22 protein-coding genes and 1 tRNA gene are annotated in these 24,419 nt (G+C 41.1%); 9 read left to right on the top strand and 14 right to left on the bottom strand.

The features are described from left to right. Positions 1 to 86: 86 nt before the first annotated feature. Complete coding sequence (locus tag H6G86_RS10305; protein ID WP_190934234.1) at positions 87 to 1,109, bottom strand: DUF262 domain-containing protein; 1,023 nt, start codon at positions 1,107 to 1,109, stop codon at positions 87 to 89. 1 nt (position 1,110) lies between these two features. Continuing rightward, a complete protein-coding gene (locus H6G86_RS10310) occupies positions 1,111 to 1,623 on the bottom strand; it encodes a hypothetical protein (protein WP_190934235.1) in 513 nt (170 codons plus the stop codon). Positions 1,624 to 2,103: 480 nt separating this feature from the next. Between H6G86_RS10310 and H6G86_RS10315 the strand changes: the two genes are divergently transcribed. After that, complete coding sequence (locus H6G86_RS10315; protein ID WP_313930814.1) at positions 2,104 to 2,529, top strand: Uma2 family endonuclease; 426 nt, start codon at positions 2,104 to 2,106, stop codon at positions 2,527 to 2,529. Positions 2,530 to 3,003: 474 nt separating this feature from the next. Here the strand turns inward: H6G86_RS10315 and H6G86_RS10320 are convergent, their stop codons facing one another. The 4 genes from H6G86_RS10320 to H6G86_RS10335 all read right to left on the bottom strand — a co-directional run bounded on the left by H6G86_RS10320 (position 3,004) and on the right by H6G86_RS10335 (position 5,183). Continuing rightward, complete coding sequence (locus H6G86_RS10320; RefSeq protein ID WP_242064764.1) at positions 3,004 to 3,231, bottom strand: hypothetical protein; 228 nt, start codon at positions 3,229 to 3,231, stop codon at positions 3,004 to 3,006. A gap of 9 nt (positions 3,232 to 3,240) precedes the next feature. Beyond that, positions 3,241 to 3,735 (bottom strand): hypothetical protein, encoded by a 495-nt coding sequence (locus H6G86_RS10325; RefSeq protein ID WP_190934236.1) that lies wholly within the window; start codon positions 3,733 to 3,735, stop codon positions 3,241 to 3,243. A gap of 219 nt (positions 3,736 to 3,954) precedes the next feature. After that, positions 3,955 to 4,028: transfer RNA gene (locus H6G86_RS10330), tRNA-Arg, on the bottom strand. A gap of 33 nt (positions 4,029 to 4,061) precedes the next feature. Next, positions 4,062 to 5,183 carry a tocopherol cyclase family protein gene (locus tag H6G86_RS10335; RefSeq protein WP_190934237.1) on the bottom strand — a complete coding sequence of 374 codons (1,122 nt, stop codon included), beginning with the start codon at positions 5,181 to 5,183 and terminating at the stop codon, positions 4,062 to 4,064. A 33-nt stretch (positions 5,184 to 5,216) separates the two neighbouring features. Here H6G86_RS10335 and H6G86_RS10340 point away from each other — a divergent pair, with 33 nt between their 5' ends. Both H6G86_RS10340 and H6G86_RS10345 read left to right on the top strand, forming a co-directional pair. Further along, complete coding sequence (locus H6G86_RS10340; RefSeq protein WP_190934238.1) at positions 5,217 to 5,846, top strand: J domain-containing protein; 630 nt, start codon at positions 5,217 to 5,219, stop codon at positions 5,844 to 5,846. A gap of 522 nt (positions 5,847 to 6,368) precedes the next feature. Then, positions 6,369 to 7,133: a hypothetical protein gene (locus H6G86_RS10345; protein WP_190934239.1), complete on the top strand. Its 765-nt coding sequence runs from the start codon at positions 6,369 to 6,371 to the stop codon at positions 7,131 to 7,133. Positions 7,134 to 7,733: 600 nt separating this feature from the next. On the opposite strand, the gene H6G86_RS10350 is transcribed toward H6G86_RS10345, so the two are convergent. The 3 genes from H6G86_RS10350 to H6G86_RS10360 form a co-directional block, all read right to left on the bottom strand. Then, complete coding sequence (locus H6G86_RS10350) at positions 7,734 to 8,567, bottom strand: metallophosphoesterase (RefSeq protein WP_190934240.1); 834 nt, start codon at positions 8,565 to 8,567, stop codon at positions 7,734 to 7,736. A 218-nt stretch (positions 8,568 to 8,785) separates the two neighbouring features. Continuing rightward, the gene (locus H6G86_RS10355; protein ID WP_190934241.1) at positions 8,786 to 9,616 is read right to left on the bottom strand and encodes a metallophosphoesterase; all 831 of its coding nucleotides are present in this window, start codon (positions 9,614 to 9,616) and stop codon (positions 8,786 to 8,788) included. A gap of 529 nt (positions 9,617 to 10,145) precedes the next feature. Further along, the gene (locus H6G86_RS10360) at positions 10,146 to 10,418 is read right to left on the bottom strand and encodes a GlsB/YeaQ/YmgE family stress response membrane protein (RefSeq protein WP_012406985.1); all 273 of its coding nucleotides are present in this window, start codon (positions 10,416 to 10,418) and stop codon (positions 10,146 to 10,148) included. Between the two features lie 666 nt (positions 10,419 to 11,084). Between H6G86_RS10360 and leuC the strand changes: the two genes are divergently transcribed. Both leuC and leuD read left to right on the top strand, forming a co-directional pair. Then, positions 11,085 to 12,488, top strand: a complete 1,404-nt coding sequence (leuC, locus tag H6G86_RS10365; protein ID WP_190934242.1) for a 3-isopropylmalate dehydratase large subunit — start codon at positions 11,085 to 11,087, stop codon at positions 12,486 to 12,488. Between the two features lie 81 nt (positions 12,489 to 12,569). Further along, a complete protein-coding gene (gene leuD, locus H6G86_RS10370) occupies positions 12,570 to 13,178 on the top strand; it encodes a 3-isopropylmalate dehydratase small subunit (RefSeq protein ID WP_190934243.1) in 609 nt (202 codons plus the stop codon). Between the two features lie 107 nt (positions 13,179 to 13,285). Here leuD and glgB read toward each other — a convergent pair whose 3' ends face one another. From glgB to H6G86_RS10385, 3 genes are all read right to left on the bottom strand, one after another. Next, positions 13,286 to 15,577, bottom strand: coding sequence for a 1,4-alpha-glucan branching enzyme (gene glgB, locus H6G86_RS10375; protein WP_190934244.1), 2,292 nt, complete (start codon positions 15,575 to 15,577; stop codon positions 13,286 to 13,288). Positions 15,578 to 15,768: 191 nt separating this feature from the next. Continuing rightward, entirely contained in the window at positions 15,769 to 16,104 is a 336-nt protein-coding gene (locus H6G86_RS10380) for a hypothetical protein (protein WP_190934245.1), read from the bottom strand. Between the two features lie 531 nt (positions 16,105 to 16,635). Beyond that, a complete protein-coding gene (locus H6G86_RS10385) occupies positions 16,636 to 16,845 on the bottom strand; it encodes a hypothetical protein (protein ID WP_190934246.1) in 210 nt (69 codons plus the stop codon). A 505-nt stretch (positions 16,846 to 17,350) separates the two neighbouring features. Here H6G86_RS10385 and H6G86_RS10390 point away from each other — a divergent pair. The 4 genes from H6G86_RS10390 (at position 17,351) to H6G86_RS10405 (ending at position 22,216) form a co-directional block, all read left to right on the top strand. Continuing rightward, the gene (locus H6G86_RS10390; RefSeq protein ID WP_190934247.1) at positions 17,351 to 18,049 is read left to right on the top strand and encodes a hypothetical protein; all 699 of its coding nucleotides are present in this window, start codon (positions 17,351 to 17,353) and stop codon (positions 18,047 to 18,049) included. A 105-nt stretch (positions 18,050 to 18,154) separates the two neighbouring features. Further along, a complete protein-coding gene (locus H6G86_RS10395) occupies positions 18,155 to 19,993 on the top strand; it encodes a peptidoglycan D,D-transpeptidase FtsI family protein (protein WP_190934248.1) in 1,839 nt (612 codons plus the stop codon). A gap of 212 nt (positions 19,994 to 20,205) precedes the next feature. Next, on the top strand, positions 20,206 to 21,312 hold the full coding sequence (locus tag H6G86_RS10400) for an iron-containing redox enzyme family protein (RefSeq protein WP_190934249.1): 1,107 nt from the start codon (positions 20,206 to 20,208) through the stop codon (positions 21,310 to 21,312). Between the two features lie 208 nt (positions 21,313 to 21,520). After that, a complete protein-coding gene (locus tag H6G86_RS10405; protein WP_190934250.1) occupies positions 21,521 to 22,216 on the top strand; it encodes a class I SAM-dependent methyltransferase in 696 nt (231 codons plus the stop codon). 73 nt (positions 22,217 to 22,289) lie between these two features. Here H6G86_RS10405 and H6G86_RS10410 read toward each other — a convergent pair whose 3' ends face one another. Further along, positions 22,290 to 23,330: a glycerophosphodiester phosphodiesterase gene (locus tag H6G86_RS10410; RefSeq protein ID WP_190934251.1), complete on the bottom strand. Its 1,041-nt coding sequence runs from the start codon at positions 23,328 to 23,330 to the stop codon at positions 22,290 to 22,292. Beyond that, entirely contained in the window at positions 23,314 to 24,264 is a 951-nt protein-coding gene (locus H6G86_RS10415; protein ID WP_190934252.1) for a hypothetical protein, read from the bottom strand. The genes H6G86_RS10410 and H6G86_RS10415 overlap by 17 nt, the downstream gene beginning before the upstream one ends. Positions 24,265 to 24,419: the final 155 nt, after the last annotated feature.

Here is a 24,419-nt window from a genome sequence, read left to right on the forward strand (position 1 = left end):
TTAGTTTTACTTTTGCCTTGTTCTACTAATATGTTTACTAGTTCAATTTAATGTCTACTATTTAAAAACTAACTTTACAACATTCGCTAATTTACATTCATACTTTCTTCTAAAATTTTACTTATAAGTTGACCGCGAACATTACGTCCTTTTCTACTAGCAGTACCTTGATGTGTATAATAATAATATTGAGCAAACATATTTTTAGATACATCTTCTTTTTTATTTATATGTAGTTCTTCTTCTAAAAATTTTAAAGCATGAGCTAAAGTTTGCTCTTGAGGTAAATAACCATACTTGTTTTTAATTTTGATTAATTCAACCATTAAAGTAAACAAACTAGACTTCTTTATCCACAAACTATCTGGAGGGAGATTAGACTCAATAATTAATTTAGATGCTTTGTTAAAATTATTAGACATTAACTCTTTATTTGGATATTCATTATTATATTTTTCTACATAGGTCTTTACCTCTTTATCACTAGTAAAATAACCACCTTCTTCTATTGTTGACATAATTAGCAATACATATTCCAGGTCTTTCATACGAGAAGATTCACCTTCACTAAAGACCTCTAAACTAGTAAAAAGAGCATTATTTTCTAGAATATTTTTAGCAGTTGTGATGAACTCCCCTTCATATAATGAGTTGCTAATTTCTATTGCATTTAGTGCGTATTGTACAGAGTTGATTCTCTTAAAAACTTCTCTAATTTCACTTTCAGGAATTCTTCCTAAATCTCTAACGACAACTGTATAATCAAAAAAATCTGTTTTTTCTTGTTTAGACAATTTTTCAAACTTACTGATATTTTTGATAGTGAATTCTGGTGATGCTGTGACATATTGGTAGATTGTGCTTAATCTTTGTTGACCATCTACGACAAGTGTTTTTGATGTTTGAATATCAAGATCGATTTCACCATCAGCTAGATATATTTCAGGGAAAGGAAGTTTTAATAAAATTGTTTCTATAAATTTTTCTTTATGTGCATTATTCCATACGAGCTTTCTTTGAAAAGATGGAGCAAGTATTAAAGTACCAGTTTTCATCATGTTGAATAAATCTAAAACTTTTTTATTAGTTGCAATACCATTTTTGCTCATTTTAAACATCCTCCTGTCTCAGTTTTTTGATATTCTGCATGTGATATTTTTCAAAGAGAGCGGAATTATAATAAATACCCCCTGCTATTTTTTGGGGTGTATATTTATAAGAGATTGATTTAAAATACTCAAACCACTCATTTGTACGAGAATATTTAAATGGAAATAAATCTGGTCTTAGCCATCCTTTAAAAAAATATTTTAAAAATTTTTTATACCTTTGTTCTTCTTTATCAGTTCTAGATACTAAACTTATGTCGAAATCATATAATTCTGACCAAAATTTTTCAAAAATTTCTCTAGATATAATAGCTATATCTATATCTGATTCTTCAGAGAACAAATTCCATAATTGACTTGGAGCTATACTAAATCCTAATTTAGCTGAACCAACCATCAATACACATTCTGGTCTTTCTTCAAAATAAGTAGCAATTTCATGTTTGAGGTCAAAATATTTACCTTCATCATCTTTAAAAACATAAGGTGTACCATGTATTATATTTTTGAACAATTAATTTCTCTGTTAGAGAGTAATCACGTAATGCTGCTTTGAACATATCAATCTTTTGATTAATATGGCTTTGGTCAATTATTAAAGTCTGCCACATAGAGTATTTTATTTAATCAACATAACTTGAACCAAGTTTTTATAGCTAAAAATACATATACTAAATGCTAAAAATTACTAAGTCAATAAGTGTATATACTTCAATAAATGGTGATTTGATTTTTTAGCTTTGTTAATCCGAACAAAAGACAACAGAAGTTACAAACTGTTAATAGTCACAGAATACAATCGGATAATTAAAATAGGTATTTTCACAAAAAGGCGATCGCACTACATTACCAATTGCGATCAGATCGCCTTCCATTAAACAACCTCAAGCTGTTGTTTCAGAACTACGGCAGGAAAATCAGCCAGGACTTATAGACAAAGCTGTACATCTTGGTAGCATTGAGTGAAGTACCCGTCAGCAAGGGAGCGAGGGCGATGTATGCAACCGTCACACAACCACTGACTTTTGAAGAGTTTCTTGCCTGGGACGATGGTTCAGGCAGACAGTTTGAGCTATTGGATGGGATTCCCGTGCCATTATCAGAACCAAATGCAAATCATGAGGATTTGATCCAGCGACTGTGTGCCTATTTAGAAAATCACTGCCAAGAAAATGACCTGCCTTATGTGTCGCGACAGTCCAAGCAGGTTCGGCTCAAAACAGCACCAGGAGAAAAGGAAAAAAGCCGGAAAGCAGATATTGTCATATTTGCAAGAGTTGAATGGCAGAGGATGAAAACGATCTCTAGTTCTGCTGCTGCATATATTCCACCACCTGGAATCATTGAGGTCGTTAGCAACAACTGGAAGGACGACTATCTGACAAAACTTGCTGAATATGAGGACTTGGGCGTTTTCTAGTACATCATTGTAGACTATGCTGCTTTTGGTGGTATTCGGTTCATTGGCTCTCCCAAGCAGCCAACTATTACAATCTACCAACTTGAAGATGCAGAGTATTTACCCCCAAAGGTGTTTCGAGGAGAGGATCGAATTGATTCTAGATTGTTTCCCAACATTCCCTTAACGGCTGAACAGATTTTTGAAATGAGTCGCTGATTAGCAATGAAGAAATTTCTTCTAGTCGTCTTCTTGCCACTAGTTTGATGCGCGATCGCTCTTAGCATTGGTGGAGCGATCGCTGGCTTAACTCAAGAGACTTTTCTCCTTACGAATGGATAATCAGTATCTACGAATTTTTTAATTTTTACTTGTTATGCATAAGTAGAGTAGCCAATGTTTCGCAGACTCATTCCGTTTGGGACAAATTAAGGTCTGGGTGCAACATTTGGATGTTTACCTGCGTAGTAGACAACGACTTTCAAAAGTTCTTCATCAGGAACATAAAATACTCTGTCCCCTTTTGTCACCTCGTATTCCCATGCGCCTTTGTAGAGTTTGCCCTTCACGTTCTATTAAGGCTTTCCAGTCCCGATTAACCCGACGATTTTTAGCTACTACTAACCAAGTGCTTTCTGTCTCAGATAATGTTGGAGCCGTCAGTTTAACTTCTGGCGGCTCCACATTTTCTATTATTGGAACTTCTGGAGAATTTTCTGACATCACTCAAATTCATACAATACTTTGAGCAGATGGCTTAGTTAATGGTACTTCGTCAATCTCGGTACTAAAAGCTGCTGCCAATTCAGGACTAGTGATCGCAATAGCACTCTCATGCCATTCATGGATAATCGCATCAATCATATCCCATGCCTGACTAGAGAGATCAATCAACCGAAAAGCTTCACTCAGATCCTTGATAAAGTCTTGTAAATCATCGGAATCAAACACACTTAGCCATCCATAAGGATGTTCAAAGCCGATTTCTTTGCCAAGTAATAAAGAATAAGCAACGGTTAATACTTCAAAAACAGCTTTACTGTGTGTTGCTGCTTGAACAAGAAAAGTTACTTCCTCACGGCGCAACAAAGCAAAAGACTGATCATTGCGAGTAATTGTGATTGGATGTTCTAAAGCTTTATCTAGAACTCGCCCAGGTTGACGATTCAACTCAGTGGCTGTAATCAGCTCATCTGAGTAGATATTACCAAAATTACCAATAGACATAAAATATGCGTTTTCAAGAAACGCCGATTCAATAAAATTCAATTAGATGAATTATGTGTATACGTATAATTTTACGTACTATTAATATGGTGTCAATAGGGATTTTTTGGAGACATGACTGAGCAAAATTGTTATGCAGTACTCTTTTCCAGCTACTACGGTAAAAATAAAATCCCTATTACCTGCTATTCGTCAAGGTCTTAGGGATTTTTTTGCTTACGGGACTGGTGCGGCTCGAACGCACGACCTGACGCTTAGGAGGCGTCCGCTCTATCCAACTGAGCTACAACCCCAACTATGAAGCACATATAATTATAGCAGTAGTTTTACCGAGACTGCCAAACATTATCCCAAGAGCCGCCGCCTACTTCTAAACCACAAAGAAAACTTTCTGCTTTTAGGATTATTTTAGATTTTCTGCCATTTATTTCTCGTAACTCTAAAGTTAACTTTCCTTGCATAGTGTCTCGGCAACAGTATCTTAAACCATCCTCTGTGGGCGCACGCAGAGGTGTACCAGCTAAATCTGTGGTTCCAGTCAATTCAATTTCATAATTAGAATTTGTCGCTTTCATTTGCCATCTACCCCAAGGCTGAATTTCCCAGTCTACTTGGGAATTCCAGGGAACAAATTCATAAAACTTGCCTTGATAGTGCAACCCAATCATCGCTACAGATTCCATCCACCACAGCACACCCCGCCGTCCACCGCCAGCAGTTAATGCTAAATCGGGTTCGCCCTCGAAGCAATTACAATTTATCCAAAACCATTTTTGAGGAAAAGCACCACCCCAATTCTTCTCTCCATAAGCTGGGGCGTTGGTGAATTCGTAGATTTTGCCATTCCAGTCAATCTTCCCACTGGCTAAACCGTGAGCCATCAAAATTTGCCATCCTGGTTCAAAAATCTGCGAGAATGAGAGCCAGCCTGCGGTTGATTGCTGAATGCTATTTTTATTACCCCAACCGTATACTGGTTGAATTTCATACTCCCAACGGCAATAATTATTAGTGGCGCGTTCGCCCTTGGCGTTGGCTTTGCCATCGCTAATTATTCCCTGATTCAAGGTGGCTGTAGCTTGATACCCCTCTTGAACATGATGCTCAAACTCTTCTGGGAGAAGGTACAGAGGAGCAATTTGCAAATCTGTTTTACCCCAATGACCTAAACCCAAAACATCCCGACTACCCCAAAATTTATTCACATCAGGAAAAGTACGGCATAAATACTCATCATCCGGGCCGAGAACTTGGGCTGCACCGCCACTGTGGGGTTTACCGCCGATGGGGTCTTCGATGGAGTACATAAAGGCGAATGTTTGCCCAATTTCCGGTAAAGTGATGCGGTAATACCAGCCTTCAAAGAAGCGGCGACTACCGCCATCCCAGTGATAACCAGAATGGGGCGTTTGGGTTGATTGGAGGAAATTGAGGGGAATAGTTAACATAGTATATAGTTGCCGATTTTTTCAGTATGCGCGATGTCTAACGACAAGCCGAAACGTCTACGCTTCGATATCAATGATGCTTATGAAATTCTTGGGCTAGAACCCGGTGCGTCTCAAGCACAGGTGAAGCGAACTTACCGTAAACTGGTAAAAATTTGGCATCCCGATCGCTTTTTTGATCCCAAGCAAAAACAGGAAGCTGAGGAAAAAATCAAATTAATTAACGTAGCTTACAACAAGCTCAAATCAGAAAGTCCATCCGAGCCTCCCATTTCAGAAAATCCCTCTTCATCTTCGCCTAAAAATCCCACAAAAATATCTGTCAATCGTTGGGATGCAGAAGCTTTCTATACTTTAGGCGTAGAGAATGCCACTGAAGGGAGATATGAGGATGCGATCGCAGATTTTACTCATGCAATTCGTCTCAATCCTCACTATGTTGACGCATATAAATATCGTGGGCTAGTTTGCTCCCAACTAGGATATGAATATAGAGCCGCTTCAGATTTAAATAAAGCTGCACAAATAGAACAAGGGTTAAAAAATCCTGGTGCTACAAGGAGAGTGCGATCGCCTAGATATGTATCAAAGCCCAGACCTCTGGTAGAAAGATTTTGTCAGGGGATTAAAAAGATTTTGCGGCTAAATCGGCGTTGGAAATGATAGATGATTTCAGTGAATTACTATATTTCTGATCATAAAATTTAGGAGTCAGAATGGGCTAAACGCCCTACCACGGCTAACAGAATTGAATTCTGTAAGATGGTTACGGAGCTTTTCTAAGTATTGGGTAATGGAATTGGTTTAAAACCTTCTTTTGGTGGTCACTGAGCTTTGCTGAAATGTGGGTGAAACAAAATTAAAATATTAATCAAAAAGTTAATACTTCATCCCTTTATGGGCGGAGTATTCTAAATTCTCAATTCTAACTCCTGGTATCAATCCATCACCTGACAGTTTAATAACATCCATCTTTGGGATACTCTTTCTCTAGATTAAGTATTCACTTCCTATAGATAGAGCCACTTGTCCGATCTCAGAGGTTATTCTGGCATTAACCAACAGTTGGGTAATAAATAAAACTCAATATTTATCAGCAACATAGATTTTTAAACTCATTAAAACCTCTTTCTCTTACAAAGCTTTAGTTTGTCAACATCATATCAAGGAGTGAAATCAATAGTTATGTCTATTCCCAATGAACGCGAAAGCAAAAACAGTGAAATTAAGCAAGAATCTTACACTGATACTAATGGTAATATTCACACTGACTTGACGCGAACTACAGAAACAGTCAAGAACAGCACAGCTAATCCCAACTCTTACACTAACGGTTATGTACAAGGTCGAAATACCCAGCGTAGTTACCAGCAAGCTGATTTAGCCGAGCGTGACAATGAAAATGCTAGCCGTGGTTTGCTGTTGGGTATTATTGTTACTTCTCTAGTTGGTTTGATTGTAGGCGGGGTCTGGTACTTCAACCAACGCAATAACGCTGCGGTTGACACTACTGTGCCGGTCTTGGTTCCTGTACCGAGTAATAGTAGTCCAACTCCTAGTGCTTCTCCTCAACCACAAACGAAGATAATCGAAAGAATTAGAGAAGTACCTGTTCCTGTCCCTGTTCCACAACAGCAGGTTACACCTCAATCTGCACCTCGCCAACCGGATATTAATATTACTATTCCACCCCAACAGTCTGCGGCAGAAAAAGCACCTTCTATAACTCAGCCAGCCCCGAAAGCAACACAAAGTCCGGCGACGAGTCCAACTACTAATACTCCTACTTCGCAGAACGAGGGTGGTACTTCTACTAATACCGCCACTCCAGGTACGAAAGGTGATACCACTAAAACCACTTCACCTCAAGGAGTAGACCAGTCAAACAGTACATCTAATAATGGTTCTTCTACCGCAAATGATTCTACAACAGGCGGTTCTGCTCAATAACGGCTTCTAAACTTCTAGCCCACTTGATAATGCTGGCACTAACACCAACATCTAACAAGTGGGAATATTCTTAAGAAAGATTTCGGAATTGTTGCGATAAATTAATGGTGTTCAAGTTTGGTAAACGTGTCTTGTAGCTAAACAAACACGATGCTAGATTAAGAGCAAGGTACAAACAGGTTAAAAGTTAATAAAAACTTTCAAGTTAGAGCCTGTACCTCCTGCTCTAATGTTCTTGCGATCGCTCTGAAGTTGTGACATCCATTGAATGTATTTTGCTTTAAGTTCAATGAGTTCTTTTGGAGGTTTGAAAACGCACTGCCAGAAAATGCCTGCCTAGTTGAAATTTTAGGATGTGCAATTCTGAGTATAGCGATCGCAAATACTGTCCACCTTAGTTGAGTTACTTACTTCTGAATTCTCTAATCTTCAAGAAACCGCCCCAAGCTGCTGATATTTATCCATCGTAGCTTCCGGCGGTTTCTGCTTTGAGTGTTATGCATTTTTGTCCTTTGTCATTTGTCCTTTGTTATTTATCTCTTTTTTTAGGAGAGGGTTATTTAGACCAATGACCAATGACCAATGACCAATGACTAATGACTAATAACTAACTAACGTAATTACAGTCACTTCTGGCGGACAAAATAAACGTCCTGGTTTATAAGTTCCTAAACCCCGGTTGACATATAGTTGATTTTCTTGCACCTTGTGAAACCCTTGCGCCCACTCCCAATACCGGACGACTTTAGAACAGTCTCCTAGTAAAAACGTTACCCAACACCTTAATTTTTTGGGAATTTTTTTGAGTAGCTTTTTATAATGGAATACTAAAGGCCCAATGCCAGGGATTACGATGTGACCGCCGTGGGTATGACCCGATAGTTGCAAATCTACACGCCATTGTTGCAGTATCTTGGCTGTATCTGGATTATGGGATAAAACGATGCGGGGTGTAACAGAGTCTAGTTGATTCATCACAGGTGCAGGATAGAATTCCCGCGACCAATAATCAGCTAGTCCTACAAATGGTAATTCTTTTCCTAGTGGATAGGCGATTTCATTCCAAAGCACATGCACCCCAATGCTAGTTAACGCCTGTGTAACTTCTGCTTTTGAATGACTGTAGTAGATATCATGATTACCCAGTACAGCGTAGATACCACAGCGACTTTGCAAATGTTTGAGTCGATGTACCAATTGGTGAATTGGTGTCGGATCATCCGTTACATAGTCACCAGTTAATAGAATCAAATCCGGTTCGGCTTCGTTAGTAAGTGCGATCGCTTTTTCTAACATATCTTCCGACAAGCGCAAACCATCGTAGTGAAAATCTGACAACTGCACTAGCGTTGTACCTTGTAAAGATGCTGGAAGTTCCGCAATCTTAACCGTGATTTTATCTACTCTTAAATGTCCCGTAAACAACCAATGCATAAGGCAACCGATACTCCTCATACCAGCGCTTACAGCTTACCAAATATCAAAATGTAACTTGAGAAACTGCAATAATTTATGTCACATACTCAAGATAAAATTAACGAATTGATTTAAATCCTGAGACTAAACTAAGCAGGACTCACTCGAATTTACAGGTACTGATTAGCCAGAATACCTGCTGTGATTCCGTTGTGGAATTTAGAAATTTGGATTACTTACTCACCCTGTAGCGTGATTATAGTAACTTCTGGGCGGCAAAATAAGCGTCCTGGGAGGTAAGTTCCCAAACCACGATTGACATATAGCTGATTTTTTCCCAGCTGATGGAAACCCTGTGCCCATTCCCAATGTTTGACTACAGAAACATTTTCTTGCAACAATGGAAATCGACGCTGCACTTTTTTAGGTATTTTTTTTGCAAGCTTTTCGTAAAAAAACATTGCAGGGCCAATTCCGGGAATCACGATTTGACCACCGTGAGTATGACCAGATAATTGTAAGTCAACTCGCCATGCTTGCAGCATTTCCGCAGTATCTGGGTTGTGGGATAAAACGATGCGGGGTGTGTCGGGATTTAGTTGATTCATCACAGGTGCAGGGTAGAATTCCCGTGACCAATAATCAGCTAGTCCTACCAATGGTAATTCTTTTCCTAGTGGATAGGCTATTTCGTTCCAAAGGGCGTGGATTCCAATGCTAGTAAAGGCATCGGTAACTTCTGTTTTTGCGTTTTTGTAATGTATATCGTGATTGCCAAGAATAGCATAGATACCACTGTGACTTTGCAGATGTTTGAGTCTAAGTATCAGTTGGTGAATCGGTGTCGGATCGTCAGTTATGTAGTCACCAGTTAATAAAATTAAATCTGGTTTAGCTTCATTAGTAACTGCGATCGCTTTTTCTAGCATCTCTTCCGACAGCCGCAAACCATCGTAATGAAAATCTGACAACTGCACCAGCTTCTTACCTTGTAATGATGCAGGCAACCCTACAATCTTAACCGTCAATTCTTCTCTACTCAACGGCCCAGATAATAACCAGTGCATAAGACGTTCAATAAACTCTAATCATAGCGCTTACAGCTTAACGAAACATCATCGTTTTGTGTGTAGTGACCAGTGCAACTTATTGAAAATTTCATGAAATCTGTAGATTTGAACGTATTTATACTTATTTAAATCAAAAATCAATTTACTAACCAATTTTTGTCAAAAATACTACTTATCCTAGATTAGGCATAGGCCAGTGTTTGCGTAACGTCTCAGAGAAGATATCTATAACTCAATACGGTTCAGTTACAGCAGTTTCTCATGGGCGAAAACTGCCTCTTCTGCGGATTGCTTCACCGTAATGCACTGGTTCACCTGCAAAACAGCATATTTTTTTGAATGGCAAGTCTCTAATATGCGATGCTAACAGCGATCGCACACCATTAAAATCCTACAAATTTTGATTGCTCAAAAAATAAAAAATAGCACCAACCTGTGATTAGGCTAGTGCTATTTTTTTGATTTAATTCACGATAGTTAAATAAATTTGCTAAATTACCTTCAGTTATTGTCAGCAATTATGCTTTTATACCGCACTGCGATTTGTTAATAAATTCCACAGGAAAACCGCAACTATTGCACCAAGAACTGCTACTGCAATACCCGGAATGCTGAGAGTCGGTGCTGCTAAACTTAACGTTCCTGTACTGAAAAACACTCCTAGACTACCACCAACAAAAGCGCCGATAATTCCTAATAAAATTGTTCCTAGAATACCGCCACCTTGATGACCGGGGTAGATAGCTTTAGCGATCGCACCAGCAATTAGACCTAAAACAATCCAAGCAAGAATATTCATTGTTATTAATTCGGTAAAGGTTTTTTTACTCAACGAATACATATTATCAATCTTGATCTTTTGAATCCATCTACCATCAGAATCAATCATTAATATCCATAAGGAATAGTTTAATCGCAACTGCGCTTTTCTATATATACCGCCCCTACAGGTAGATAATCACTTAAAAAATATCAATTAAAAAAAGCTCCTAATAGGTCTTTAATTAGGAGCCAATCAAACTATTGCTTGGTAATTGCAGTATATGGCTTTTTAATTAGCTCTCTCCTCTACTAGAAGAATTAAGCTGAGTTTTCAAAGACTGTCTCTAAAGTAATGTAAAGGAGCAAAATCAGGCAATTTCTACTACAAGCGTAGTTTTAGCAACTTTATTACCAGCATTCCACACTGGGCATCACCAGGATACCCGTAACATCGCATCTCTTCGGGATGGAGGCTTTAATAGTTAGGACTTATGGATGAGTTACGGAAGACCAAAAGCATAGCGTCGAACAAGTTGGACATTGCCTACCCAAAGGAAAGGGACTGCCTTCCCGTTGTCGCATCTGGCGCGACACAGAGGAATAAGAGTACAAAAATGTAACTAATATTATGAAGCAATCTAGAAAAACTTAGACTATTTTTTGATACTATTTAAGACCGGACTCTTGAAATATTAATTTACGTATGAGCAAAGGTACCCTGTTTGATAAAGTTTGGGACTTACACACCGTTGGTACACTTCCCTCTGGGCTGACGCAACTATTTATCGGGCTTCACCTAATTCATGAAGTCACCAGTCCCCAGGCCTTTGCTATGTTACGCGAGAGGGGTCTAAAAGTACTGTTTCCAGAGCGGACTGTCGCCACAGTCGATCATATTGTGCCGACAGAAAACCAGGCACGTCCTTTTGTTGATAGTTTGGCAGAAGAGATGATTCAGGCGCTCGAAAATAACTGCCAAGAAAATAACATAACTTTTTACAATATCGGTTCTGGTAGTCAGGGTATAGTTCATGTCATCGCTCCAGAACTGGGACTGACTCAACCAGGAATGACGATCGCTTGTGGAGATAGCCACACTTCGAGTCATGGGGCATTTGGTGCGATCGCATTTGGTATCGGTACTAGCCAAGTCCGGGATGTTCTCGCTTCCCAAACCCTCGCCCTCTCAAAACTAAAAGTCCGCAAAATTGAAGTTAACGGCAACCTGAACCCAGGAGTTTACGCCAAAGATGTCATCCTGCATATCATCCGCACCCTTGGCGTTAAAGGCGGTGTGGGCTATGGCTACGAATTTGCAGGTACGACATTTGAACAAATGAATATGGAAGAGAGGATGACTGTCTGTAATATGGCGATCGAAGGCGGTGCTAGATGCGGCTATGTCAATCCAGATCAAGTCACCTACGATTACCTCAAAGGCAGAGATTTTGCACCAAAAGGAGCAGATTGGGATAAAGCAGTGGCTTGGTGGAATTCTATCAAGAGCGATGCTGATGCCCAGTACGATGATGTAGTCGTATTCGAAGCTGCGGAAATTTCTCCCACTGTCACCTGGGGAATTACTCCCGGTCAAGGTATCGGTGTCAACCAGTTAGTGCCTCAACCAGAAGAACTGCTCGAAGAAGACCGATTTATTGCCGAAGAAGCTTACCGCTACATGGATTTATATCCCGGTCAACCTATCAAGGGTACCAAAATAGATGTCTGCTTTATTGGTAGTTGCACCAACGGCAGAATTAGTGATTTGCGGGAAGCTGCGAAAATCGCCAAAGGTCGCCATGTTGCCGAGGGAATCAAAGCCTTTGTTGTCCCCGGTTCTGAAAGGGTAAAACAAGAGGCGGAAACTGAAGGACTGGATAAAATCTTTCAGGAAGCTGGATTTGAATGGCGTGAACCGGGATGTTCCATGTGTCTGGCCATGAACCCTGATAAGCTGCAAGGAAGACAAATTAGCGCCTCCTCATCTAACCGCAACTTTAAAGGCAGACAAGGTTCATCCTCCGGTCGGACATTGTTAATGAGTCCGGCGATGGTTGCCACAGCTGCGATTAAAGGCGAAGTCTCTGATGTGCGCGAGTTACTGTAATTTTTTGGTCATTTGTCATTTGTCATTGGTCATTTGTAGAAATTAACAAGCTGTCATTGAAATGATAGGTAAATAAAAATTATGGTGAGTGAAGTTAAAAGAGTTTCAGGGCGCGGTATACCTTTAGTGGGCAATGATATAGATACCGATCGCATCATTCCCGCGCGATATTTAAAAGCCGTTACTTTTGATGGCTTAGGCGAAGGTGCGTTTATTGATGACCGGACAGCACTTAAAGGTGAACATGCCTTTGACCAACCCCAATACAAAGGCGCGAATATTTTAATAGTCAACCGTAACTTTGGCTGTGGTTCATCACGGGAACACGCACCCCAAGCGATCGCAAAATGGGGAATCCAAGCTTTAATAGGTGAAAGCTTCGCAGAAATCTTTTTCGGTAACTGTGTCGCAATGGGTATACCTTGTCTGACAGCCGACGCTGCTACTGTTAAACAACTGCAAGAGTTAGTAGCTGCCAATCCTCAAGCCGCCGTGACAGTAAATCTGGAAACTTTGCAAGTACAAATTGATGATTATACTGCCCCAGTTGCGATCGGTGAAGGTACAAGAAGCACATTTATTTCTGGGACTTGGGATGCTTGCGGTCAATTGGTGGCGAATGCTAGCCAAGTTCGGACAACAGCTGCAAAATTACCCTACATAGGTTGGGGCAATATAGCCGCAAGTTAGTTTTCTCTCATTCTCTGCTTATCAGGCAGGGAATGAGAAAATGGCAAAAATTTTATAACCACTCGATAAAACATCAAGATTGGGTGGGCGATGCCCACCCAAAATTGTTATCCAATTACCTCAGCAGTCTTCTTCTTATCTAACTTGAGAATCAACACACCCAAAGGTGGCAAACACAAATCTAGCGAATAGGGACGACTGTGCAAAGACCAATCATCCGTCCACTTCCCGCCTAAGTTACCCATGTTACTGCCACCATATTGACGTGCATCACTATTGAATAACTCAGTATAAAATCCCTTTTGCGGTACACCGATGCGGTAGTGAGAATGGGGTTGCGGTGTAAAATTGCAAACCACGATCGCAAAATCATCAGAATCTTTGTCACGACGGATGAAGGAAACTACACTATGGCGATTATCACTACAATCAATCCACTCAAACCCCGGTTCAGCAAAATCCTGAGTGTACAAAACAGGCTCAGAACGGTAGAGATGGTTCAATTCCCGGAAAAACGTTTTTAACTGTTGGTGGGCTTCATGCTGCAATAAATGCCACTCTAAATCTGCCCAAGCATTCCACTCACTCCACTGCCCAAATTCCATGCTCATAAACATGGTTTTCTTACCTGGGTGAGCAAACATATAGCTAAATAAACAACGGATATTAGCTAACTTCTGCCATGTATCCCCCGGCATTTTACCGATGATATTGCTCTTGCCATGCACCACTTCATCGTGGGATAGAGCCAGCATGAAGTTCTCACTGTGGTTGTACCACATACTAAAGGTGATATTGTTTTGGTGGAACTGGCGGAACCAAGGGTCCATGCTGAAGTAATCCAGCATATCGTGCATCCAGCCCATATTCCATTTCAAGTTAAAACCCAGTCCACCTGTGTAGGTGGGCCAAGATACCATTGGCCAGGAAGTAGATTCTTCAGCAATCGAGAGAATACCGGGGAAATAGCTGAAGATAATGTGATTGACCTGACGCAGAAAATCTGCTGCTTCTAGGTTTTCTCTGCCGCCATACTGGTTGGGCAACCATTCTCCTGGTTTGCGGCAATAGTCGTTATAGAGCATCGAGGCAACAGCATCCACACGAATCCCGTCAATGTGATACTTGTCGAACCAGAAGAGGGCATTGGCTGCTAGAAAATTACTAACTTCATGGCGACCATAATTGAACACCAAAGTACCCCATTCTTTGTGTTCACCTTTGCGGGGGTCAGCGTGTTCGTAGAGGTGGCTACCATCAAAGAAAGCTAAACCATGTCCATCTTTGGGGAAGTGACCCGGAACCCAATCCACAATTACCCCTATATCATTTTGGTGACATTTGTCAACAAAATACATGAAATCTTCGGGGGTGCCAAAACGGGAAGTGGGAGCATAGTACCCAGTTACTTGATAACCCCAAGAACCATCAAAGGGATGCTCCGCAATGGGCAGCATTTCTATATGGGTGTATCCCAATTCTTTGACATAAGGAATCAGTCGGTCAGCTAGTTCCCGGTATGTAAGGAAACGTGCGCCCGGCTTAAGTTCCGAAACGATAACTACCGGTTCAGTTTCACCATTTGGCAGTTTAGCTGGTTCGGCACTCGAAGCGTGTAACCAAGACCCTAAATGCACTTCATAAACTGAGACAGGCTGGGTAAGGGGGTCAGTGTGTCGCCGCTTTTCCATCCAGCCTTCGTCATCCCAACTGTAAGCATCTAAATCAGTGACAATAGATGCCGTTTTCGGGCGGGGTTCTTGCTGGAAACCGTAGGGATCGGATTTTTCGTAAATGTGTCCTTCAAAATTTTTGATTTCATATTTGTAATGCTCTCCCACACCGATTTCAGGAATAAACAATTCCCAAACCCCGGTTGGCCCTTTACGCATTTGGTGTTTGCGCCCATCCCAGAGGTTGAAATCTCCCAACAATGAAACGTTGCGAGCATTGGGTGCCCAAACTGCAAAATAAACGCCCTTAACGCCGCCTATTTCCGTGGTGTGCGCTCCCAGTTTTTCGTATATCCGGTGATGGTTGCCTTCACTAAACAAATGCAAATCAAAATCTGTCAAATTAGGAGAACGGAAGGCGTAAGGATCATAAGTAACACGCTCATGTTCTCCTTCTTTAATCCGTAACTGGTAGTTTGCCAGTTCTGCGGTTTCAATAGTGCATTCAAAAAAGTGAGGATGATGCACTGTTTGCATTGGGTATTCTTTCCGTTGTTCAGGAAGAACGACCCATACTGCACTTGCATTTGGTAAGTAGGCCCGCACAGCCCAGACAGTTTTGCCGTCTTGTTCTATGGGATGAGAACCTAGTATTTCAAAGGGATCGTTATGCTGATTCCAAACAATGCTGTTAACCTGCTCAGGGGCGATCGTGGTCATGGACATGAAGCTACCTAAGTGAAATAACGTGATTGACTAAATCTACTTTTTTAATATCTATATATATTCTTTACATTTATTTGCAATTTTGTCGCCACCGTTATCGTACATCAGAATGGGGAATGGGGAATGGGGAATGGGGAATGGGGAATGGGGAATGGGGAATGGGGAATGGGGAATGGGGAATGGGGAATTTATCAAAAATTTAAAAATGGGAAAAACTGAAGTAAGGTTTTACGTAGGCGAAGCAAGAAAATCTGTTCCCGAATTTTGGGATCTAGTTTTGGTGGTGGGGCTTCTTGAAGCTGTGCTTGTAATTGAATGTATTCGGCAGCTGTTAGGAAGCTTCCATCAATTGGCGATCGCGCTTCTATGATAATCTTTGTCCGTAATATTTCTTCTGGTGTATCTTCTGGTGGCGGTAATGCTATGACTACTGATGATGTCCAATAGCCACTTACCACAAAAAAAGTTGCACTAATCACAAACAAGCTCAGAAATTTTACTGCCTTTCTCGCTTTAACTTTCCCCATATCCTGAACTGCATTCACAACGCAGCATGAAAATCTATTTCCCAGTACCAAATTCCCAAAGTTATAAATTTTCCCAATAAAAATCTGGCAATATCAAGAAACATCACTAGGTCTGTCCTAATACAGAATAGACTACAGGGAATGCTCTTGAGCAATTGCCAGCGATCGCAATGAATTCTTTTGTCCTCTCAAAATTCAGGAGTTTCAGCTATTCCAAACACTAAATTGTGGAAGTATTTTGCCCACAAGATGGCTTAGATTTACGGAACTAAACTCTCTTTTACTTAGAATAAGGTTCGGTCAGGCGAGAATTTTCAGGCGGACACTTGGTTGACGAGGTAATCCTCATCACCAGTGTCCTTTTATTGCTGCCCTACTTAGCTGATATTTGAGCAAACTCTAGGCTCTGATACACCAAAAGAAAGATAAAGGTTTCTAGATAAACCCATTAATTCAAGCTATGTGGTGACGAGCGTTGTTACTAAGCTATTTTGGGCATGATTTCAACTAAAGCTAAAAGCTTAAGATGCCTTATTTAGGAGTAGCAGCAGGTGTAGTCGCAGGTGTAGCAGCAGGTGTAGCCGCAGGTGTGATTTTAGTAGCGGGAGGCGCATCAGTTGGTTCACCTGTAGCAGCAGGAGTACTATTAGTAGTACCACCACCATCACCACCGCCTTCACAGGCTCCCAGAATTGTAGCTAGACTTAAGATTACAGCCAAACCAAAGATTTTTGTTTTCATAACTCCTCTTTCACCAATTGTGGCTAGAAAAATTTTTCGCCTGTTGAATACGATACCGTATTTATTGCTTTTTTTTTAATGCTGTGAGATTACATACTTAAAAAAAATAATCCTTTGGGATATTCTTTTTGGCAGTATGTCTCATACAGCTATCTGATTAGTTTCTCTTAACTCAGAAGCAAAAAGGAAATTACCAAATTTTCTAGCAAACCGAGCTATCATAACAAAAAATTTTATTTTTTTCACAGAGTATTGCACCTTGCTGCCCGGCGTTGCCATACTTTAGGTGCTATCTCTAAAGGGTAAGCTGTCTGGTTGCTAATCGCTGATTGCAAACATTGCAATATCTAGACGATGCAAACATTGGTACAGCTATCTATCAGAACAGTTAAAAGGGTGTAGTCTGTTATGTGTGCTTGTTGCACAGAAGTAAGTCTTAACCCTATCAAAAACAGACAATCAAGAAAATCAATCTAAAGTACAGTATTTGCAATCTAAAAAATTTATGGTAGTTGCTCGTAAATCTGCTATTTCTGGAAAGGGTAATTGGTTCTGGCGAGATTCTATGTTTTCTTTAGGAAGGCGACGTGCGCGTATAGATTCGGTAGCACAGAGCGCTGCTACACCAGCGACCAAAGCCACACCCTTATCCTCTCAAAGACAACAGCGTTCCTCAAAAAATTTAGCGGTTTCTGCCACAAATAAGGCAGCTATGCCCAAATCGGTGAAAGAGTTGGGTAGACAAAAATTACCAAATCTCAATGAGCAGTCCAGTGCAACTCAGAAAAGTTCAGGGGTAGATTTTCTTGGACTTCCCACAATGCCTAATTCTGGAGCCGTACCTTTATGGTTGTTGCGCTTGTACACATTTCATCGTTATTCGACAGTTTTGGCGTTTTTGGTAGTAGCATCGACACTTGCTGTTTATGGCTGGACAGTATATTCCCAAGAGCTTTGGAGTAAGTCATATCGCAGACTGCAAAACCTCCAACGTCATGAGCGGCTACTAACGACAACCAACGCCACGCTGACAAATAGAATGGCTAAAGAAGCAGAACAATCAACAGCAGGGCTAGTATTACCAACCCCTCAAGGAATGATTTTCTTGTCTCCAGCACCTCATACGTCTAAGTCAGCATCATCTAATAACATAACGCCAAGTTCGGAAACGCAACGGCAAACGCTATCACCACTTGGATATTAAGAGTTAGGAGAGACGCGATTAATTGCGTCTATACAGGAGTTATGGAGTAACTAACTTTAAGTTTGGACTTTTGACTCCGAAAAGTAATTTGGTACTGAGTAGGCAATGCAAAAATTACCAAGCAGAACAAGATTAAGAAAGTCTCGGAATCCAGCATTCAAAAAGCAGCAGAAGGGTTCTAAACGAGGGTTGTTGGGGACACTTGCCTCTAATATCCAAAATCAAACATCCAATACCAAGTCCCGGCTGTTCGTCGTCTGGGGCGTATTAATGGCAGCAGGATTGGGGTTAGGTATCAAGTTGTATAACTTGCAAATTGTTAAGGGGGCAAAATTAACAGAGCAGGCGCGGAACCAGCAAATGGTGGATTTGCGACCTTTTATGCCCCGTCGCCCGGTGGTAGATCGCAATAGTGAACTGTTGGCGATTGACCGTCCTGTGTATACTTTGTACGCTCATCCCAAGCTGTTTGATAAGTCTAATGAAGATATGGCAGAGCGACTTGCCCCAATATTGGCCAAAGATCCTGCTGAATTGGTGAAAACTTTTCAAAGTAAAAGAAGCGGAATTATACTTGCCCCAGCCCTACCGGAAGAAATTATCGATCGCGTGACTTCTTTGCGTTTAAATGGCTTAGAGTTAATTCAAAAATACTCCCGATATTATCCGCCAGACGATTTGGTTTCTGATGTGGTGGGTTATGTGAATGTTGACCGTCGTGGTCAAGCAGGTGTGGAATATTCTCAAGAGAAGTTGTTAGAACGTCCTGTGCAAACGGTGCGGCTCAGTCGCTCTGGTAATGGAGCCGTGATGCCAGATCATGCACCGGAAGGTTTTCTGCATTTTGATGATTTACGGCTGCAACTCACAATCGATAGCCGTCTGCAACGGATTGCTAGCCTGGCACTCAAACAACAAATGGAGAAGTTTGATGCTAAACGTGGGGCAGTAATTGTAATGGATGCGTTGGATGGTTCCTTACTCGCCCTCGTTTCTCAGCCTACCTATAACCCTAATGAATACGCTAAAGCTAATATCTCCCTGTTTAAAAACTGGACGGTGGCGGATCTTTATGAACCAGGCTCGACTTTTAAACCTTTGAATGTGGCGATCGCTCTGGAAAATAGTGTCATCAAACCAGATGATATGTTTAATGACTCCGGTTCTATTCGAGTAGCTAATTACACCATCAAAAATGCCATGAATAATGGTAATGGGCGAATCAGTATCGCTCAGATTTTGCAATATTCCAGCAACATTGGCATGGTGCAAATTATCCAACGCTTAAAGCCTTCAATCTACTACAACTGGCTGGAACGCTTGGGGCTAGGACAAAAAGTTGATACAGATTTACCTTTTGAAGTTGGCGGTCGGCTCAAAAGTCAAGAAGAATTTATCGCTTCGCCAATTGAACCAGCTACTACTTCCTTTGGGCAAGGTTTTTCGATGACACCGATACAGCTAGTGCAAATGCACGGTGCTTTAGCCAATGGCGGTAAATTGGTCACACCCCATGTAGTACGAGGGTTGATTGATACCAAAGGGCAGATGCATGATTCACCCACTCGGACTATATCACGCCAAATTTTCTCAGCCGCAACAGCCCAAAAGGTCGTAGAAATGATGGAAACTGTTGTTAATGAAGGCAGTGGTAAGGCGGCACAAATTCCCGGATATCGCATTGCTGGTAAAACTGGTACAGCCCAAAAAGCTAGTCCTAATGGTGGTTACATCAAGGGTGCTAGAATGACGAGCTTCGTGGCTATTTTACCAGTAGAATCTCCTCGCTATGTAGTCTTTGCACTGGTGGATGAGCCAAAAGGAGAAAGTGCTTATGGTTCTACTGTTGCCGCACCAATTGTTAAGTCAGTAATCGAAGCACTAATTCCTCTTGAGGAGATTCCGCCAAGTAAGCCGATTGAGCAACAGCCGAAAGCGCCGTAGGGAGTAGGGCAGGGGGGCAGGGGGCAGGGGGCAGGGAGCAGGGGAGCAGGGGAGAAATAACCAATGCCCAATGCCCCATGCCCAATACCCTTCTTTTGAAACTTAATTTTTCTTTATAACCAGGGAAAGAGGTACAGAAAGCTACTCGTGTGGAAACCTAGATATTAGAGGTGAAACTAATTTCTCACTTTTCCAAAGCTAGCGAAGATTCCATGCAAAGCAATTTAGTTATATTTCCTAATACTAGGGCTGCGAAAAAAAGTACGCAAGCAGAAGAAAGAACAATTACCAAGTACGACCGTGCTGAGGAGCAATTTATAGAACTGCTAGCAATGGAGGATTTGGATCATAAGCTGGATATCAAACCTGCAATAGCTAGTGAGTTTGAACAGGCGCTCTCAAGAGCAATTCGCGCCGCCTATAAAAACGATCGCTCTGATGAACAGGCTCACCGTTTTTTGCAACGGATACTTTATCGAATTAATCGGCTTAAGCTATTTTGGTACGATGATTTGCAGCATTATACCAATGAGCGATCGCTTTATTTATACTCATGTCGCGATCAAATCGAGGCTGCTTGGCAAAACTGGGAACTGGCACAGATAGATTTACCAGCGCTGCAACAATTGGATGTCAAACACGCTTTAATTGAGCGTGCATCCGCCGATTTAAATCCGCCTTTGTCGGATAGTAGCCGCTATATTCGTGAGGATATGACTGAAGCTGGGTATCGTCACCTGCTAGCGATCGGTTCTTTTGATGGCTTGGTTGAAGGTAGTCGTCTTTGCTACGTATTGGGTGGTGCTGCTAATGAAGTGCAGTGTACGCTGGTGCGAGTACTACTAGAAGAATACGGCAATGGTCGTTTATCCCGTAAGCACTCGACGTTTTTTGCCCAAATGCTGGCTGAATTTGGGATGAACACTGAACCAGAAGGATACTTCGATTTAGTGCCTTGGGAAGTTCTAGCTTGTGCTAATCATAATTTTTTGACCACCGATCGCAAACGCTATTTCCTACGTTATTGTGGTGCGTTGACATATTTTGAGGTGGCTGGCCCTGCGGCTTATAAAAACTATCTGGCGGCGGCGCAACGATTGGGACTGTCAGAGGCGGCGATGGGTTATTGGGAACTGCACATTAGGGAAGATGAACGCCACGGCCGTTGGATGTTAGATGATGTTGCTTTGTCTTTAGCAGAACAGTATCCCAAAAACGCGTGGGAACTCCTGCTTGGATATGACCAGGAGAAGTTAATGGGTGATCGCGCCGCTAGTGCTGTTGTGCGATCAATACGCCAAGCAAAACAATCTGTCTGACTCCTATGTGAAGATAAATCCCAAAAATTAAAAATAGCAGGTTTTAGCATTTTAATTTGACATTTTTAAGTCATTTTGTATCTAATTTACCTGCAAAAAAATTTCTTTAGCAACACCTTGCTAAAGGAACAGTTTCTTATTGCCTTAATACAAGGTAATAAATAATTTCTTTCTTGCTTATTATACATTACCAATTGATTGCAGTCACATGAAAGATATCTTTTTTTGTCCTGAAGAATCCAATTTCTACTCAAACTGTTTAGAAAGCTTTGTGATCAGAAATTGTAAAAGTTCTGAATCTATTGTGGAGTTTGGTTCAGGAGATGGCAGCCCTGTAATTAATTCCTTATTGAGAAACAAATTTAATGGCGTAATCCAGGGATTTGAATTAAATACTTCTGCATGGAAAGTTGCCAATTCAACCATCGATGAATACAATCTCACAAATAAATATATAATCCATAATTCATCTTTGTTTAATTCTTCTCAACCAGATGCCGAGTATCTTGTAGCCAATCCACCCTATCTACCCGCACCAGATGATGATATTTATATACCGCTCTTATTTGGGGGCGTAGATGGAGCAACAGTTACCAATGATCTTTTGTCGTTAGATTATGAAAATGTCTTGGTTTTAATATCTAGCTTTTCTAATCCCATAAATACCTTGAACATAGCAAAAGAAAATGGTTATTATGTTCAAAATTTCATGGTGTTACCTTTGGAGTTCGGCTACTATAGCTCGGAGCCTAAAGTAAAAAAACACATAGAAGAACTCCGAAAAAACAAAATGGCGTTTTATTCTGACGATTATTATTTTTTAGCTGGCGTTTTATTTACAAAATCCGAGAATCTGGGAATTGATTTATCTAATCAATTAGCTCAGGTGATGACGAGTTTGTGAAAATATATAGGCTGAGATTCCCGACTTATTTAATAAGTCGAGAATTGGATTTTTCTTGATTAAAAGTTTGATATTAGGGTGAATAAGGTTTAAGCCGAAGACTTTCCTTTACAGTAGAAGCCGTATCCGGATAATCGCTAAATACGCCATCAACACCTAAGCTGAAAAATAGTTCATATTCCCCTTGGGGATTTCCTTGAAAATCCAGTGGCAAAAAGTAGTCTTCATTGCGGAAAGTCCAGGCATGAACCAGCAAACCAGCCGTGTGAGCGTCAGTTACTAAAGATGTAGGCGATATCTGGCGACAAGCCGCTTTGTGTCTACGCAATTTACCACTACTATCTCTAGGAACCAGTAAATTTTTATGAACCCCAACCGCCTGTGCATATTTAGCAATTTCCCTTAAACCTGATGCAGTGACTAAATCTGCATAAGTGCGTTCATCGCCACTAACGACAAAATCATTAGGTTTACCACTGTTATTCAGCAATTGCACCAGAGGTAAATCAGTCTTTGTAGATAAATCTTGTAAATTACTCACTTCAAAAGACTGAATGAAAACAGGTGCATTAGCGCCCTCATAACCGTTGGCTGTCAAAGTTGCAAGTAGGGGTGGTTCTAGGGCTAACCCAATAGATTTAAAGTAAGTTGGGTGCTTTGTTTCTGGATAAATGCCGATCGCACGATTAATTTCGGCACTTTTACGCTTCACTAAATCGATGATTTCTTGTAGCGTAGGAATTTCAAAGAGTCCATCATAAGCGGTATTTTGCGATCGCAGTTGACCAATTCGCTCTTTGGCTCGTAGTGTTTTCACTTCTGCCAAGGTAAAATCTTCAGTAAACCAGCCAGTTTTTGATTCGCCATCAATTATTTTGGTGGTTTGACGGCGAGCAAATTCTGTATGGCTAGCAACATCAGTGGTTTCGGAAATCTCATTTTCGTGACGAGCAATTAAAACACCGTCTTTGGTGGAAACTAAATCAGGTTCAATATAATCAGCACCCAATGCGATCGCTAATTCATAAGCAGCTAAAGTATGTTCTGGACGATAGCCGCTAGCGCCTCGGTGTGCAATGATAATTGGAGATGTTGTACTAATAGCCACTGACATCCACTAATCGATATCCTTCACCAACCAGTTTGTCAAAAGTAGCTTGATACTGGGCTGAAGTCAATCCATGTCGCGCCTGCCAAGCTGAACTACCAGACTTTTCCCAAATAGCGGCGTATCGGTTTTGTCCGTTGACATTGTAACCACTGACATCAACTAATCGATATCCTTCACCAACTAGTTTGTCAAAAGTTTCTTGATATTGGGCTGAAGTCAATCCATGTCGCGCTTGCCAAGCTGGTCCACCAGATTTCACCCAAATTGCGGCGTATCGGTCTTGTCCGTTGACACCATAACCACTGACATCAACTAACCGATATCCCTGACCAACCAATTTGTCAAAAGTTGCTTGATACTGGGCTGAGGTCAATCCATGTCGCGCTTGCCAAGCTGGTCCACCAGATTTCTCCCAAATAGCGGCATATCGGTCTTGTCCGTTCACAGCATAACCACTAACGTGAACTAATCGATATCCTTCACCAACTAGTTTGTCAAAAGTCGCTTGATACTGGGCTGAGGTTAATCCATGTCGTGCTTGCCAAGCAGGACCGCCAGACTTGACCCAAATAGCAGCGTATCGGCCTTGTCCGTTGACATCATAACCACTAACATCAACTAACCGATATCCTTCGCCAACTAGTTTGTCAAAAGTCGCTTGATACTGGGCTGAGGTCAATCCATGCCGCGCTTCCCAAGCCCCACTACCAGACTTGACCCAAATAGCGGCGTATCGGTCTTGTCCGTTAGCGATCGCTTGTCTTCTGACATCGGGTATTCTCTGTAATTGGGCAACATTTTGAGCAATTACCTTTGTATTTGTCTCACTATTGCTGACACTATTAGCAAAGTTAATGGGAGCGGCAAAAGCAGAACTGACTAAAGTTGCAAGTAACGCTGCACTAGAGGCAGTAAATGTTAAAGAACGTATGAACATATTAGTAAAATAAAAATGTAAATTTGTGGGCTGCACTGACTAAATAGGTTTGCATTTATTTTTTATGCAATACCCAGGTAGCGATGCTGATAATTGTGGATACCCAAGATTTATAGATGATTCCTGAATTCGGAATACCGAACTTTTATTTGTAT

This window comes from Nostoc sp. FACHB-133, from assembly GCF_014698055.1.
In the GTDB taxonomy this organism is placed as follows: domain Bacteria; phylum Cyanobacteriota; class Cyanobacteriia; order Cyanobacteriales; family Nostocaceae; genus Nostoc.